Raw genomic sequence first — 14,972 nt, forward strand, 5'->3', positions numbered from 1 at the left:
TAAATTTAAAACCAGAGGTACGATGAATGAACAGTATAAAACTTCAAGCGACGATAAGGAGGACATGATTCCATGAAAATCGATGTAACCAACATAGCGAAAAATCTCAATACGCCGCTGACGGCGCCCGCTTACCCTTTACCGCCTTATCAATTCGTTAACCGGGAATATCTGAACATCGTTTACCGCACGGATATCGAAGCGCTGCGGGCAGCGGTGCCGGAACCTCTCGAGATCGTCGACCCTTTGGTCCGATTCGAAGTGATGTGGATGCCCGACGTTTCTGGTTTGGGCGCTTATACCGAAGCCGGGCAGGTCATTCCCGTCCGATTCGACGGCGAGGACGGCGATTACGTGCATTCGATGTACGTGGACAATTTTCCGGCGATCGCAAGCGGTCGGGAGCTTACGGCTTATCCCAAAAAGTTGGGCGCGCCCAAGCTTTACGTGGACTCGGACACTTTGGTGGGCACGCTGGACTACGGTTCGCTACGCATAGCCAATGCCACCATGGGCTACAAGCATTTCGAGATGGACAAGGAAGCAGCCAAAAGCGAAATTTGCCGACCTAATTTTATGGTGAAGATCGCGACGGATTACCAAGGAAATTTACGGATTTGCGATTTGGTGCGAACGCAAATCACGGATATTGAGGTCAAAGGGGCTTGGAGCGGTCCGGCACGGCTTCAATTGTTCGAACATGCCCTGGCGCCTCTTGCGGATCTGCCCGTATTGGAAGTCGTATCGGCATCCCATATCCTGACGGATTTAACCTTGAATGCCGCGCAGCCCGTGTACAACTACTTAATGGCTTGACCAAATTAAAAGTAAGGTTACGCCAACCTGAAACGCACCTAAAGCGTGTGCGTTTCAGGTTAACGTAAGCCTCCGATCAAGGTTGGTCAAGCTACCTAGAGAAACGATAAGGGGGATTTTAGGATGAGAATCGCGGTTTTGGGAGCAGGTTCGTTGGGAACCATAGTCGGAGCCTATCTGGCTTCGGGAGGCATGGACGTCGAGTTGATCGATGCGTATCGGGAACATGTGGACGCCTTGAATCAATCCGGTGCAAAAGTAACGGGGACGACGGAATTTCATGCCGAGGTCAAAGCCGTCACGCCTGAAAACAAGTCGGGAAAATACGATCTGGTCCTGCTGTTGACCAAGCAGTTGTACAACGACTCCGTTCTTGCGGAACTGCTTCCTTTTTTGAACGAAGACAGCGTGGTATGTTCCTTGCAAAACGGGATACCCGAACAAAAAGTAGCTTCGATCGTCGGGGAAAAACGCGTCATTGCAGGTTCCGTCGAATTCGGCGCGACTTTCATCGAGCCGGGCGTCTCCGCGCTTACGACCGAATACAATCAATTCAAGCAGTACGCTTTTCAAATCGGAGAACTGAACGGCGAAACGACCGAACGGATCGAGCGCATCCGATCGGTGTTGGAGCTGGTGGGCGGCACGCACGTTTCCGACAACTTGGTCGGAACGAAGTGGTCGAAACTGCTGATCAATAACGCGTTCAGCGGCTTATCGGCAGCGTTGAACGGGATGTACGGGGATATTCTCGACCATGAAACCGGCATCGAGAGCGCGGTTCATATCGCGGACGAGACGATCAAGGTCGGTCACGCGAACGGCATTACCTTTGCCAAAATGGGCGGATTCGACGTGGAGTCTTTGGAATTGAACAGCGAAAGCGATATTCCCGAACGCATTCTGACTCTTCGGACAACCATGGAGCCTTCCCGGCTGCTGAGAGCCAGCATGCTTCAGGATCTGGAAAAGAAACGCAAGACCGAGATCGATTATATCAACGGCGTCGTTCCGGCAATGGCCGAAGGAACCGGCATCCCGACGCCTTTCAACGACTTGGTCGTCGAGCAAATCCAGGCAGCCGAACAATCCGGAACCGTGCCTGATTTCGATATCAATATAAAGGCATTCAAGCAATTGCTCAACCTGAAATAAAAGGCGGATTTACGGTCATTGGAGCCGTACCCCCGCAAAAAAAAAAGACAGCCTACGAAAGTCGCGGTTACGACTTTCATAGGCTGTCTTTTTCGTGGAAACGATCCGCGTCGATCATGCGGAACCGTTCAATATCCAGCTTCGGCAAGAGCGCTTGCCGGGATGAATTCCCGACTTACGCGCGCGGTTTGAAGATGCCGAAGGCTTTGCCGATCGGCAGGAACTCGCGTCCGAAGTGGACGTTCAGCACATTGGCTCCGCAGCCGTACAGCGATACGATGCCGATTGCCAGTTCAGCATAAGCCGCCAAGGTGTGGAAGAATTCCGGCGCGCCGAATGCGTCAAACGTCAGGCCGAGGAACAAGACGTCGATCAGGCAGAAGATGATGAACAAGACTTTGTTTGTCTCCATCGCGCCGATCGTCATGAACAAGGTGAAGACCAGGTATCCGGCAAAAGCAAAACCAAGCTGTTTGCCGTCGACGGCGCCGGCAAGCTCGGGACCGAACGTGCCCATTTTCATCAACCAGTTGGTCGCCATGGCGAACCAGAAGAAGGCGTAGGCGGCGAAAGCGGTCATGCCGAACGTGTTATTGTGCTTCGCATCCTGGATGCTGGCGAAGAGCTGAGCGAAAGCGCCCAGGAAAACGGCCCAGGAAGCGGCGTAGCTGAGGCCTTCCGTCAATCCGAGCTTCTGCGACGAAGCAACGAGCGTAACGATGGCCAGACCGAACAAGCCGATTGCGCCGGGATCGGCGGTAACGACTTTGACGGTAGAAGGTGACGGGTGATTCATAGCTTTAATTATTCCTCCAACAATGCAAGATAGAAAGCAAGTGATTTCCGAACGGTTCCGTTCTTTGTGGAACTCAACTGACCTATTGTACTCGAAAAGAAAGACGAAATGAATATGGAATTTCGTGTTTTAGCGAAAATTTTCCGAAAAAATATGCAGGATCGAGACTGGATACGCTTACGAAAAGGGATATGTATGAAAAAACATAAAAAAAGCCCCGAAGGCAGCCTATGGCTGTCTGGGACTTTAGAAGATATCTACACTTAGTCGCGGAACAGGAAATCGATCTGTTCGATTTGCTCGGGCGTCAGTTTGACGTCGAGCGTTTTGAGGTTGGCCGCGACCTGCTTGTCGTTTTTGGCGCCCGGGATGACGGAATCGATCGCGTCTTGGGTCAGGTACCAAGCGAGGACGACGTTAGAGATGTCGGCGCCTTGAGCGTTGGCGATTTCGCGCAGGCGGTTTACTTTTTCCACGTTGCGTTTGAAGTTGTCGCCTTGGAACATCGGGTTTTTGAGCTTGCTCTCGTCGAGCTTGTCTTCCACGCCGTATTTGCCGGTCAGGAGACCGGAAGCGAGCGGGAAGTAAGGGACGAACGAGATATTGTTTGCTTTGGCGTAAGGCAGAAGCTCGGCTTCGGCGCCGCGTTTGAACAGGTTGTATTCGCCCTGGAACACGTCGACGTGACCGTCCTTGTTGGCTTCGCGCAGTTGCTCGATCGAGAAGTTGGAGACGCCGATCGAGCGGATTTTGCCTTCCTGCTTCAGCTTCGCGAGCTCGCCTACCGCTTCGTCTTTCGGCGTATGTTCATCCGGGAAATGGATATAGTACAAATCGATGTAGTCGGTACCGAGACGCTTCAAGCTGGCCTCGACCGATTCTCTCAGAAACGCCGGGGAGTTATCAAGCTCGACGCCGCCGTCGACGATTTTATGCGCGCCTTTGGTGGCGATGACGATCTCGTCGCGATGCCCGTAAGCTTTCAATACTTCGCCGATCAGCTCTTCCGAACGTCCGGGTCCGTAGATGAACGCCGTATCCAGGAAGTTAATGCCGCTTTCCAAAGCCGAGCGAACCGACGCTTTGCCGGCTTCTTCATCCAGGTTAGGGAAAAGGTTATGCCCGCCGACGGCATTGGTGCCGAGGCCGATCGGGTTCACTTTCAAACCGCTTTTACCCAAAGTTACTTTCTCGTTCACTGCTTTCGTCATTGCAAAACCCTCGCTTTCCGTAAATGAATGCAAAAATAAATTCGAACCGCATCTATATATTTTACCCGCAAAAAGAACCGACGTAACTCTCTAAGCTTAAAATCCGATTAAAAAAGTCGGGAAATGAAAAAACGGTGAACGGAAGCTTCCCGTCCACCGTATGTTTGAATCCTATCATCCGTTTATCGCGGGATCAGTCGACTTTCGCCCCGTAAGAACGCATAAACAAAACAGCTTGCTCCCGATCCATGCGTACGTTTTTCACGTCCAGTGCCTTGAAATCGACTCCGTCCAGTACGGCATCCCGCAGATCCGCGCCTTGCAGCTTGGCATTCCCGAGCATGCAGCGCGTTAGGTCCGCCCCGCGCAGATCGGCTTTTTGCAGACTGGTTTCGGACAAGTCGGCTTCGAAAAAGCGCGCCCCGCGCAGATCCTGCCGGTCCAAGCGCGCATGGCGCAGATTCGTATACGACCAATCGCCCCGTACCACCGTGAATCCGTCCAGCTTGGAGCCTGCAAAGTCCGACCCGGTCATTTTGCAATTATCGAACTTGGCCGCAAATAGATTCGCTTCAGTAAACTTGCAGTTCTCGAACGCCGATTCGATATGAATCGAGCCGTTCATCGCGGCACCGCGGAAATCGCATTCGGTGAAGCGGCAGCCTCGCGTCAAGATTTCCTCCAGCGAACCGTGCGTAAAGCGGCAGCGGACAAACGTGCAGTTGGTCAGCTCGCCGTCCCGCAGTTCCTGCGCGCCGAAATCGACGTCCTCGTAGCTGCGGTTTTCATATTCGAACATGGTTAAGTCGCCTCCCGTTTAGGCCTGACGCTCGAACGCCTGCACCACTTCCAAAATGACTTCCGTTGCTTTGACCATGTTGTCGGCGGACACGTATTCGTAACGGCCGTGATAGTTCTCGCCGCCCGTGAAAATATTCGGTGTCGGCAGTCCCATGTAAGACAGCTGCGAACCGTCGGTGCCGCCGCGGATCGGACGGATGTCCGGCGTGATATTCAGCTTTTTCATCGCGTCGCTCACCAGATCCACGATCTCGATCACCGGCTCGATTTTTTCGCGCATATTGTAGTATTGATCGCGCACTTCAAGCAGCACGTTCTCGTCGCCGTACGTCTGACGGAATTCGCCCGCGATGGTTTCCATCAGCTTTTTGCGATTCTCGAAGCTGTCACGGTCGAAATCGCGGATGATGTACGACAGCGTCGTCTGATCCGTCCCGCCGTTGATATCGAGCAGATGGAAAAAGCCTTCGTAGCCTTCCGTGAATTCCGGCGACTCCTGCTCCGGCAGACGACGGTGGAACTCCATCGCGATCTTGGCCGCGTTGATCATTTTGCCTTTGGCGGTGCCGGGGTGAACGCTGACGCCTTTGATCGTGACTTTGGCGGCAGCGGCATTGAAGCTTTCGTATTCCAGCTCGCCGAGCGGCCCGCCGTCCATCGTGTACGCGTATTTCGCGCCGAACGCTTGCACGTCGAAACGCTGCGGTCCGCGTCCGATCTCTTCATCCGGCGTAAACGCGACGCGCAGTTTGCCGTGCTTCAGCTCCGGATGCGCGATCAGATGGTTCAGCGCCGTCATGATTTCCGCCATGCCGGCTTTATCGTCGGCGCCGAGCAGCGTCGTGCCGTCGGTCGTCATCAGCGTATGGCCCACGTAATGCGACAGTTCGGGGAACTCGCGCGGGGACAAGACGATGCCGAGTTCTTTGTTCAGCACGATATCTCCGCCGTCGTAGTTGTCCACGATCTGCGGATTGACGTTCGCGCCGCTCAGCTCGGTTGCCGTGTCCAAATGGGCGAGGAAGCCGATCACCGGAACGTTATCTTTATCCGTATTGGCCTCGAGCGAAGCCATGACATAGCCGTTCTCGTCGAGCGTGATTTCCGTAAGGCCCATCTCCGTCAGCTCGCGCACGAGCTGCTCGGCCAGCTTCATTTGTCCGGGCGTGGAAGGGCAGGTCTCGCTGTCTTCATTGGACTGGGTATCGAAACGGGCATAGCGGTCGAGACGTTCGATCAGCTCTTTTTTCACGGGTAAATTCCTTCTTTCCGTTGGGCCGATTCCGGCGCAATTAGGCACGAACCCCCTTCGCCTTACAAGTGAGGGAAGGGGGTTGCGATGCCAGCGGGCAGTCCGGATCGGCGTTCGATTTGGCGCTCTTGTTCGAAAGGACAGAGGCGCGCATACCCTTATTTTAGCATGAAAAAGGGTTTCGAAAAAAGCCTGCGGCTTACGGTTCGATCGGTTCAAAGCTGGCGCATTTCGCGCGAACATGCGAAAATACACGTTGCATCTTATCAGGCCGGATCAGGAAAAAGAACTCCTGCGATTCGGCATTCGGAGGTTGGACATATGAACATATCGCTGGTTGTTTTTCAAGGGCCGAGCGCTTCGGGCAAAACGACGCTTCAAGCCGTATTGGGACTTCCTCGCATCGTGACCTGGACATCGAGAGCGCCGCGCGAAGGCGAAATCGACGGCGTCGACTACCACTTTACGAAGCGCGAGACGCTGGAGCGGATGATGGATGAAGGCAAAATGCTGGAAACCAGCGAGTACCGCGGCCATCTATACGGCACCTCATTGGCTTCGATCGAAGACGCCGCAGGCGGTGCCGGACTTCGCTCCATCGTGCTCGACCCGAGCGGTGCCCGCGTAGCCAAGGCCCTGCTCGGCGACCGCGCCTTGATGCTCGGCGTCTCCGCAGCACGCTCCGAATGCGAAGCCCGCCTGCTGGCACGCGGCTCCGACACGCAGCAGATCACGGCGCGGCTCGCCGGCTACGACGAAGAGATCGCCGCCCTCGAAGGATGCGATCTCATCATCCGAAGCGGCGAAGGCGCTTTGGAACGCGCAGGCGAGATCGTCCGCTCCCTGCGCCCCATGTTGGGCATCAAATAGAAAGAGCCGCTTCCAAGTTACGGAAGCGGCTCAGGCTGCGCTCGAAAGTTACTTCGGCGGGGGAAGCGAGAAGACTCCGAGAAAAATTCGTTCAAAACGCTGTCTCACTCTAAAAGCTGCTGGAAGTGAATTCAAGGAGAAGCTTTTGGAGTTCAAAGGCGTTTTGAACTGAATTTTCTCTCCGTCTTCTCGCTTCCAGCTACGTTGAACTCTCTCAATACGCCGAGCCGCTTCCAACTCCGGAAGCGGCTCTTTCTATTTTCTTGGTTTTAAAATTACTTTCTACCGACACCTTCAAATTCCTGCTCGTCAGGGAAAGCGAGAGCGGAGGGAGAAGTTCAGTGAAAGACGCCTTTGAACTCGGAAAACTCCCTTATTTAAATCCAATCCAGTTTTCCGAGTGAGACAGCGTCTTGAACGAACTTCTCCCGCAGCGCCTCCCAGCTTTCCGCCCCCAAACGAATAGGAATTTATCCTCATCCTTCCATTAGGCGTTGTCCGATATACTCCCCGGGCTTCCACCCGCCCGGACAAGCAAACATCCCGCTCGCGATATGCGACGTGTACTCGTTCAACTTGTCCATCTGGCTCATCAAGCGCAGCATCGGGATAAACTGTTCCTGCGGATTGCGCTGATAGCTGAGAAACAGCAGGCCCGCTTCGACGTTTCCGGTACGGGCGTCGATCCCGCCCGTGTACGAATAAGCGCGGCGGTGCATCTGCGCGCCGTTATCTTTCGCCAGGCGCACATGCGAATCCACAGGCAGCTCGCCGGGCGACACGGTGTCGAATTCGCCGCTTTTCCCATAGGCAGCCCCCGAATCCTTGTGCCGACCGAACGTATCCTCCTGATCTTTGAGCGAGGAGCGGTCCCAGACTTCCAGCAGCATGCGGATCTTGCGATAAGCGAGATAACTGCCGCCTTGCATCCAGCTAGGCTCGTCTTTCCCGCACCATACGACATCCTGATAGCCCGAGTTCGAATCGTGCAGCGAATTGGCCGTACCGTCCTTAAATCCGAACAAGTTGCGCGGCGTATTGCCCGGAGGCGAGCTGATAAAGCCTTCCTGCATCCACAGCACGGAAGCCGTAAATGCCGACAGCCGGATCAAATTGCGTACCGCGTGAAAAGCGACCTGCTGGTCTTCCGCGCACACCTGAACGCAAATATCGCCGCCGGACAGCGTTTCGTCGATCCGGTCTTTGGGCATTCGGGGGATATCGCCGAGATACTTGGGCGCTTGCGCAGCCACTCCGAACCGATCTTGGCCATCCCGGGAAAAGAAGGAAGGGCCGAAGCCGAAGGTGAGACTCAGCCGCGCCGCCGGAAGATCGACGCTTTCGCCGCTGTCGCTCGGCGGCAGCAATCGCCCGTTACCTTCCACGGCGGAAGAACCGCCCGTACTGAGATCGCAAAAACGCGTCCAGTCCCGCAGCAGCTGGATCAAGGTATCGCGGTCGGAAGCCGTCACCTTGAAGCTTACCAAATACATGTAAGTCTGCTGCGGCGTCACGATTCCCGTCTGATGCTCTCCGTAAAAGTCCAACCTTTCATTCGTGACCGAGGACGTTTCGCCGCTCGGCCGGGTTGGCGCTTCGGTCGCTCCGAACATTTTCATGATCGCGCCCAGACCGCTAGCCCCGAGCGCGAGCCCTCCTCCTGCTACCGCGGACATTTTCAGCATTTCGCGCCGGGTATAGCCTTTTTTCGGCATTCCGGCGTCGTCGGATGTGCTTGCTGTTTCGTGCGAGGAGACGCCGCTCGATTGCGCTAGGTGCGCTCCTTTTTCCGCTTCGATATCGGCTTCTCCGAGCTTGCGATCTTCGTCCCCGTGATTCATGCCGTTTCCCTTCTTCATCCCGTTCTCCCCCGAATCCGTTGCATTTACAGAATTTTCGCCGTTTGCGACATCAGTTCCGACAATTGGGACAGTTGATCGCTCAGCTCCCGAATTTGCTCCGTTTTAAGGTCCGTGTAGAGCGCGTATTGTCCGTCCTTGTTATACTGCGACAATGTTTTTTCCATCGTCTGGAACTGTTGGTCGAGCTGATCCGCCAGCTCCTGATGCCCGTCGTTCAGCGCCGGAATAATCGCGAAGTATACGGCTTTGGAGCCTTCCACGTTGGCAGCCAGATCGACCAGGTCGGTATGCGAATACGTTTCTTCCTCGCCCGTGATTTTCGACGTCGCCGCTTCGTTCAGCAGTTCCATCGCGCCCGCGACCATCGCTTCCGGTTCCAGTTTCAGCTCGGATACTTTGGCTTGCAGCGCTTTGACGTCCGTCATCAGCAGGTCGGCGTATTTGTCTTGACCTTCGAGCGAACCGTCTTCCCACAGCGCGCGTTCGATCCGATGAAAGCCGGTCCATTGCTCTTCGCTCTCGACGTCCGGCAGACGCGCGTCGATCTTCGGATCGAGGTCGCCCAGGCTTTCCGCGATCGGCTCAATGTTTTCGTAATAAGCGCGGGAGGTTGCGTAGGCGGCTTTGGCTTTGTCGATATCGCCTGCTTTGACGGCATCGGCGAACACTTGCGTTTCCTCGACGAAGCGATCCGTTTGCTCGCGCACATACGTCTCGTATCCCGTAACGGCCTGCGCCAACACTTCGGAAGCGGCCGCGGAAGTCTTTTTAGCCGTCAAAAGGTTATCGAGCGCGCCTTGCAGTTTCTCTGCGCTATCCGTCAGCGAAGGGTAGTCCATTTTGTCGTAAGCGGATGCGGAAAAGATCGGCATTTCGTATTTCTCGACTTCCGTATACAGCAGTGGGAATTGGTCGCGCACCGTGTTTTCGTAGGACAGCCATACATCGTTGATCGAGCCGCTGAGCGCTTTGACCTGGGCATCGTCGTTGGCGGCGAGCGCTTCTTGGAACTTAGCCGTTTCGTCTTTCATTTTTTGCGCGCCTTCGCGTACGGCAGCAGTTGCTTCATCGACTTCGCCGGCAGCCGCCGCGTCGCCCGTTGTTGCCGGTTCCGTCGTAGCGGCCGCTGTCTCGACAGCGGTGTCGGTACCCGGATCAGCGGCAGCGGTTTGGGTGGTTGCTGCTGTATCTTTGGCTTCCGTGCCGCAAGCGCTCAGCGCGAGCATCGCAGCCAGCGCCGCCGAAGAAAGGATCGCGTACGGCAGCTTGCGGCGCGTCGTTGTGCTCTTTTTTGTCAGGAAATGAGTCATGGTGAGTACCTCCGTAAAGTTGAATTTGGAAAAGCGGGTTATACGATCTGCTGTTTCTTACGGCGCATGAACGGACCGAGATATGTAGCCAGAGCGGCCAGCAACAGAAGCAGTTGAGGCAGCGTGCTGTACCAGGACGAATACAGACTGATCGAAGCGACGGACGGCAGATAAGGTTCGGTTGTGGACGGGATAAGCCCCGCCATCTGCAAGCTGTGAATGCCCGAACCGAGGAATTTGAAGCCCAGGTAGAACACGACAAGGCTGGATACGAGGAAAAAAGGTTTCAACGGCAGTCGATCGCCCAGCTTGAGGATCACGACGGCGACGAGCGCCAGCACGCCGAATCCGGCTGCGATACCGAGCAGCAGCTCACGCCCGGGCATCCGTCCGGCAAGGCCGATCAGGAAAATGACCGTCTCCAGTCCTTCGCGCACGATCGCCAGAAAAGCCAACAGCGCCAGCGAAAACATCCGCCCGCCCGATAACGCCTGGCGACTGTCATTGCGCAGCTTAGCGTTCCAGCGCTGAATATCGGAGCTTCTATGCAGCCAGTAGCCGACGTACAGCAGCATGGCCGCCGCCGCGACTCCTGTCCATCCGTTAAGGAGCGAGTTGCTTGCGCCGAATACGGAAGCGGAGAGCAGCAGCGAGACACCCGCCCCGGCCGCGATCGAGAAGACCAGGCCCGCGGCCGAACCGCCGACGATCCAGCGCTGGCCGCGCGGCGAGCCGGATTTGCGGACGAAAGCGAGCAGGGAGCCGACGACGAGCAAAGCTTCCAATCCTTCGCGAATCGGAATAAGCGCCGCGTCGATCCAGCTGTATCCGGCATCGGCGAGCGGCGTCAGCGAAGCGATCATGTTTTCCAGCAAAGGAAGTACCTGATCTTGCTGATTCGGATCGGACAGATAAGCGGGCAGCAGCACCAGGTCGCGTTCGGTGTCGGCATACACGGAAGCGGAGCGGCCCACGACTTCGCCTTCGACGGCCAGCCATTGGTTTTGCAGCTCTTTGGCTCCGCTTTGCGCGGCCTCCAGGTCGCCGGACTTCACGGATGCTTTAAGGCTGTCCAACTTGCCGATATACACGCTGAGCGTCATGCGCGTGCGTCCTTCATTATCGGTATACGCGCCTTGATCGTAGTTGGTCAGGGACAGGCGCAGAGCTTTCAGCTCCGTACCGATCTCTTCCGGTTCGCCGCCGATATAAGCGAGCGATACTCCGGCGATGCCGCGATCCACTTCGGCGGCGAGTGCGGCGGAGTCGCTTTTGACGGTCTGTTTGCTGCGCGTCCACCATGATTTGACCGGAGCAAAAGCTTCTTTCGAACCGTCGGTATCGCTGCTGCCGAGCCGGAGCAGGGCTGCATCGATTGCCGTGATCGCATCCTTCGCCTCCGGTAACGGACCCGAAGCGAGCGCTTGGGTTCCCAGAGTGCCGAATAGCAGCGATAGCATAAGCAAAATACCTAAAATCCGAAGCGGGAAGGCGCGTCGCATGGGGAATCGTCCTTTCTTCTTTGCACAGTCTTTCATAACTGATAATGATTATCATTTCGGTCAAAAGTATCTCGATTATAGGAGCGCGGGAGATTATTGTCAATGTAAAAATTTTAATAATCAAACTTGTGAAGACATGTAGGTAAATTCCTCAACCATGCGGGTTCATTCGAAAACAGTTTCTAAAACATGTAGGAAAATATATGTAAATATTTTCTGTTGACAACAAGCGGATCGCGCTCTATACTGACTTTATTTCAAATTAAATGATAATCATTATCAATATATGGATGCGGAGGCATTATAGATGGCTTTTGGACCGGGAAGCATTGCGGTAGTGGTGGGCGTGGCTTTGCTTGTATTTGGACCGAAGAAGCTGCCGGAACTTGGACGCGCGGCTGGAGAGACCTTGAAAGAATTCCGTAGTGCGACCCGCGGGCTGGGAGATGATTCCGCGCGGGAATCCCATGCTGCTGCTCGTAAAGCGGCGGAAAACACAGCGACTGCGCCTAATTTGGCAAAAGAAGCAACGGAAGACGAGGGAGGCCGACCCGACTCTCCCCGATGAGGTTCGGATGGGTTTGTTGGCACATATCGGAGAGCTGCGTCGCCGGCTGTTGATCTGCGTCGGCGTCTTTTTGGTGCTGTTTATTGGGGGATTTTGGGCGGCGCCTCCGGTCATTGGCGGTTTGGAGCAGTCGGGTGAAGCGCTTGGAATGTCGTTGCATGTGTTCCGAGTAACGGACGCGCTCAGTATTATGGTTCAATCCGCTTTCTGGTTGGCGATGATTTTGATCTTTCCGCTGGTGCTGTTCCAGATCTGGCAGTTTGTTAAGCCGGGGTTGCACGAGTCGGAACGCCGCGCGACCTTGCTTTATATTCCGGCAACGTTGATGTTGTTTCTTATCGGAGCGACGTTTGCCTATGCGATTGTGTTTCCGACCGTGCTGCGGTTTATGTTCGGACTGTCGGCAGACCTGGGGCTTGCGCCGGTAATCGGCATTCGGGAGTATTTCGACTTTATGATGCGGCTGGTAGTGCCGTTCGGCATTCTGTTTGAGCTTCCTCTTCTAATCATGTTGTTGACGAAGCTCGGCATCGTGACGCCGGTCTTGCTGCGCAAAATTCGCAAGTACGCTTATTTTGCGCTATTGGTCTCGGCAGGGTTCATTGCTCCTCCGGATGCCTTCTCGCTGCTTATCGTGACTTTTCCGTTAATCCTGCTTTATGAGATCGGGATCGGTATTAGTTCACTGTCTCAACCCAAGCGGCAAGCAGTCCGATATATGGAATAAACGGGTCTGACGGAAGGGTTATATCGAAGCCGTTTAGCGAGCTGAGGTCGCGCCGCAGCTCGCTTGCTTAATTAGAAAAGAAGCATTATGCGAAGAAGGAAACGTTTGCTTTTGAATCGTTGCTGTGTTAAGATATTAAGCAATAGGCGGTTGGGCAGTCCAGAATTATGTATTGGAAAGGGTTGTCATGTTTGGGGTATGGTACCTTTTCCAATATGTGATTTTTTTATATCCCCACGGAGCATAAAAAATGCATGTTGCCGGAACTTGGATATCCACCAAAGTTTCGGAAATAACTTTTTGGAGGTTTTCTTTCATGGAAACAGGAACAGTAAAATGGTTTAACGCAGAAAAAGGTTACGGCTTTATCGAAGTTGAAGGCGGAAGCGACGTATTCGTTCACTTCTCCGCTATTCAAGGCGACGGTTTCAAAACCCTCGACGAAGGCCAACGCGTAGAATTCAACATCGTTGAAGGCAACCGTGGACCACAAGCAGAAAACGTAACTAAGCTGTAAGAATACAAAGAACGGACTGCTCTTAACCATGAGTTGAGAGTGGTCCTTTTTTCAGTTTAATCATTGTCATTTTTTCATCTATGTAAAATTCGGGACCGGCTGCGGCCCCTATCCAATAACGGGGAGGCATCGAGCATGTATTTTCGTAAAAAGCAGGACGAGGAACTTGTGAAAGAAAGCACCGCGGTATGGAGTTGCGAGAAGGAAGACTGCAAAGGCTGGATGAGAGACAACTTTTCGTTCGAAGACGAACCGACTTGTCCGATCTGCTCGTCCCCGATGAAACGGGACACCAAAATGCTTCCGGTATTGGCTAATCCGACAGGAGAACCTAAACCGGAAAACAAGTAGACCGTGACGCTCGCCTTCGCAATGAAGGCGGGGACGTTCGGCCTTGCATGGAAATGAGACGAAAAATCGTCTTCGGTACGAATCGCCCGGTGACGGGCGGCGAACCGAAGACGATTTTTTGCGTTTTCCGAAGCGTGAGAAACCGCATCAACAGTCCGGCGTATGACGTATAATGAGGTCAAAAGATAAAAGGACATCGTTCGCGAGTCCAACATCCTGTAGGGGGAATGTTCATGGAAACGCGTCATGTCAAGATCACGGGAACGGGAAGATACTTACCGGGGACAGGCATTTCGGCAGAAACAATCGATCTTCGGCTCGGTACCGAGCCTGGCTGGGTGATGCGTAAAACCAGTGTCGCCAATCGGCATTTTGTTGGAGAAGAGACCGCTTCGCAGATGGGCGCCCATGCCGCCCGAGACGCGTTGCGAGCAGCAGGGCTGACCTTTGCGGACATCGATTGCCTGGTATGCGCCAGCGGCACGATGGAGCAGCCGATTCCGTGTACGGCGGCCTTGATCCAACGAGCCCTTGGCGAAGAAGAATCGGGCGTGCCTTGTTTCGATATTAATTCGACCTGCTTGAGCTTTGTGACGGCGCTGGACACGATGTCGTACTTGATCGAAGCCGGACGCTACCGCCGTATTCTGATCGTTTCTTCCGAGATTGCATCGAAAGGGCTGAACTGGACGGATAAAGAAAGCGCGGCGTTATTCGGAGACGGTGCAGCCGCCGCTGTCGTGGAGCGCTCCGCGGAAGGCGAATCGGCGCGGATCTTGAACGCCCGGATGACCACGCATAGCGGGGGAGCGAAGCACTCCGAGATTCGGGGCGGCGGAAGCGGGATTCCGGCTGGATCGTATCGCGAGGAAACAGCCGCCGATTATCTGTTTTCGATGGACGGAGAAGCGATCTTCCGCCAGGCCTCTCGTCTGCTGCCTGACTTTATGGACGGGCTGCTCGGCCATGCAGGGCTGACCATGGCAGACTTTAAGCTTGTCGTGCCGCACCAAGGCAGCGTGATGGCGATGAAGCTTTTGCAACGCAAGCTCGGAATCTCGCAGGAGCAGATGCTGTATATCGCGCCGCATTACGGCAACGTGATCGCGGCTTCGATCCCGCTCGGACTGGATATGGCGGTGCGCGAAGGACGCCTGGAGCGAGGCGACAACGTCCTGTTGGTCGGGACTTCCGCAGGCTTGTCGCTGGGCGGCGTTGTACTGGTTTACTAAGC

At 54.8% G+C, this 14,972-nt stretch carries 14 protein-coding genes and 1 pseudogene; 8 read left to right on the top strand and 7 right to left on the bottom strand.

Going from position 1 to position 14,972, the window contains the following annotated elements; genetic code table 11:
• The first annotated feature begins 72 nt into the window (after positions 1-72).
• Positions 73-816: an acetoacetate decarboxylase gene (locus SACSAC_RS12405; protein ID WP_037286780.1), complete on the top strand. Its 744-nt coding sequence runs from the start codon at positions 73-75 to the stop codon at positions 814-816.
• Between the two features lie 123 nt (positions 817-939).
• Complete coding sequence (locus SACSAC_RS12410) at positions 940-1,971, top strand: ketopantoate reductase family protein (RefSeq protein WP_037286782.1); 1,032 nt, start codon at positions 940-942, stop codon at positions 1,969-1,971.
• A gap of 175 nt (positions 1,972-2,146) precedes the next feature.
• On the opposite strand, the gene SACSAC_RS12415 is transcribed toward SACSAC_RS12410, so the two are convergent.
• The 4 genes from SACSAC_RS12415 to pepT form a co-directional block, all read right to left on the bottom strand.
• Positions 2,147-2,767 carry an acetate uptake transporter gene (locus SACSAC_RS12415; RefSeq protein ID WP_037286784.1) on the bottom strand — a complete coding sequence of 207 codons (621 nt, stop codon included), beginning with the start codon at positions 2,765-2,767 and terminating at the stop codon, positions 2,147-2,149.
• A gap of 263 nt (positions 2,768-3,030) precedes the next feature.
• The gene (locus tag SACSAC_RS12420; protein WP_037292737.1) at positions 3,031-3,966 is read right to left on the bottom strand and encodes an aldo/keto reductase; all 936 of its coding nucleotides are present in this window, start codon (positions 3,964-3,966) and stop codon (positions 3,031-3,033) included.
• A 205-nt stretch (positions 3,967-4,171) separates the two neighbouring features.
• Complete coding sequence (locus tag SACSAC_RS12425) at positions 4,172-4,777, bottom strand: pentapeptide repeat-containing protein (RefSeq protein ID WP_037286787.1); 606 nt, start codon at positions 4,775-4,777, stop codon at positions 4,172-4,174.
• A gap of 18 nt (positions 4,778-4,795) precedes the next feature.
• Positions 4,796-6,031, bottom strand: a complete 1,236-nt coding sequence (gene pepT / locus SACSAC_RS12430; protein WP_037286790.1) for a peptidase T — start codon at positions 6,029-6,031, stop codon at positions 4,796-4,798.
• Between the two features lie 321 nt (positions 6,032-6,352).
• On the opposite strand from pepT, the gene SACSAC_RS12435 reads away from it, so the two are divergent.
• Complete coding sequence (locus tag SACSAC_RS12435; RefSeq protein WP_037292738.1) at positions 6,353-6,901, top strand: guanylate kinase; 549 nt, start codon at positions 6,353-6,355, stop codon at positions 6,899-6,901.
• Between the two features lie 476 nt (positions 6,902-7,377).
• Here the strand turns inward: SACSAC_RS12435 and efeB are convergent, their stop codons facing one another.
• The 3 genes from efeB to SACSAC_RS12450 form a co-directional block, all read right to left on the bottom strand.
• Positions 7,378-8,616: an iron uptake transporter deferrochelatase/peroxidase subunit gene (gene efeB / locus SACSAC_RS12440; protein WP_037292739.1), complete on the bottom strand. Its 1,239-nt coding sequence runs from the start codon at positions 8,614-8,616 to the stop codon at positions 7,378-7,380.
• A gap of 170 nt (positions 8,617-8,786) precedes the next feature.
• The gene (gene efeO / locus SACSAC_RS28005; RefSeq protein ID WP_051507077.1) at positions 8,787-10,073 is read right to left on the bottom strand and encodes an iron uptake system protein EfeO; all 1,287 of its coding nucleotides are present in this window, start codon (positions 10,071-10,073) and stop codon (positions 8,787-8,789) included.
• A gap of 38 nt (positions 10,074-10,111) precedes the next feature.
• Complete coding sequence (locus SACSAC_RS12450; RefSeq protein WP_037286793.1) at positions 10,112-11,575, bottom strand: FTR1 family iron permease; 1,464 nt, start codon at positions 11,573-11,575, stop codon at positions 10,112-10,114.
• Between the two features lie 307 nt (positions 11,576-11,882).
• Between SACSAC_RS12450 and tatA the strand changes: the two are divergent.
• The 5 genes and pseudogenes from tatA to SACSAC_RS12475 all read left to right on the top strand — a co-directional run.
• A pseudogene (gene tatA / locus SACSAC_RS28435) lies at positions 11,883-12,041 on the top strand (twin-arginine translocase TatA/TatE family subunit); the annotation flags it as partial.
• Between the two features lie 109 nt (positions 12,042-12,150).
• Positions 12,151-12,870 carry a twin-arginine translocase subunit TatC gene (gene tatC, locus SACSAC_RS12460; protein WP_037286796.1) on the top strand — a complete coding sequence of 240 codons (720 nt, stop codon included), beginning with the start codon at positions 12,151-12,153 and terminating at the stop codon, positions 12,868-12,870.
• Positions 12,871-13,186: 316 nt separating this feature from the next.
• Positions 13,187-13,387: a cold-shock protein gene (locus tag SACSAC_RS12465; protein WP_018976919.1), complete on the top strand. Its 201-nt coding sequence runs from the start codon at positions 13,187-13,189 to the stop codon at positions 13,385-13,387.
• A gap of 135 nt (positions 13,388-13,522) precedes the next feature.
• On the top strand, positions 13,523-13,738 hold the full coding sequence (locus tag SACSAC_RS12470) for a cold-shock protein (protein ID WP_037286799.1): 216 nt from the start codon (positions 13,523-13,525) through the stop codon (positions 13,736-13,738).
• A gap of 233 nt (positions 13,739-13,971) precedes the next feature.
• Complete coding sequence (locus SACSAC_RS12475; RefSeq protein WP_037286803.1) at positions 13,972-14,970, top strand: beta-ketoacyl-ACP synthase III; 999 nt, start codon at positions 13,972-13,974, stop codon at positions 14,968-14,970.
• The last annotated feature ends 2 nt before the right edge of the window (positions 14,971-14,972 follow it).

The organism is Saccharibacillus sacchari DSM 19268, from assembly GCF_000585395.1.
Taxonomy (GTDB): domain Bacteria; phylum Bacillota; class Bacilli; order Paenibacillales; family Paenibacillaceae; genus Saccharibacillus; species Saccharibacillus sacchari.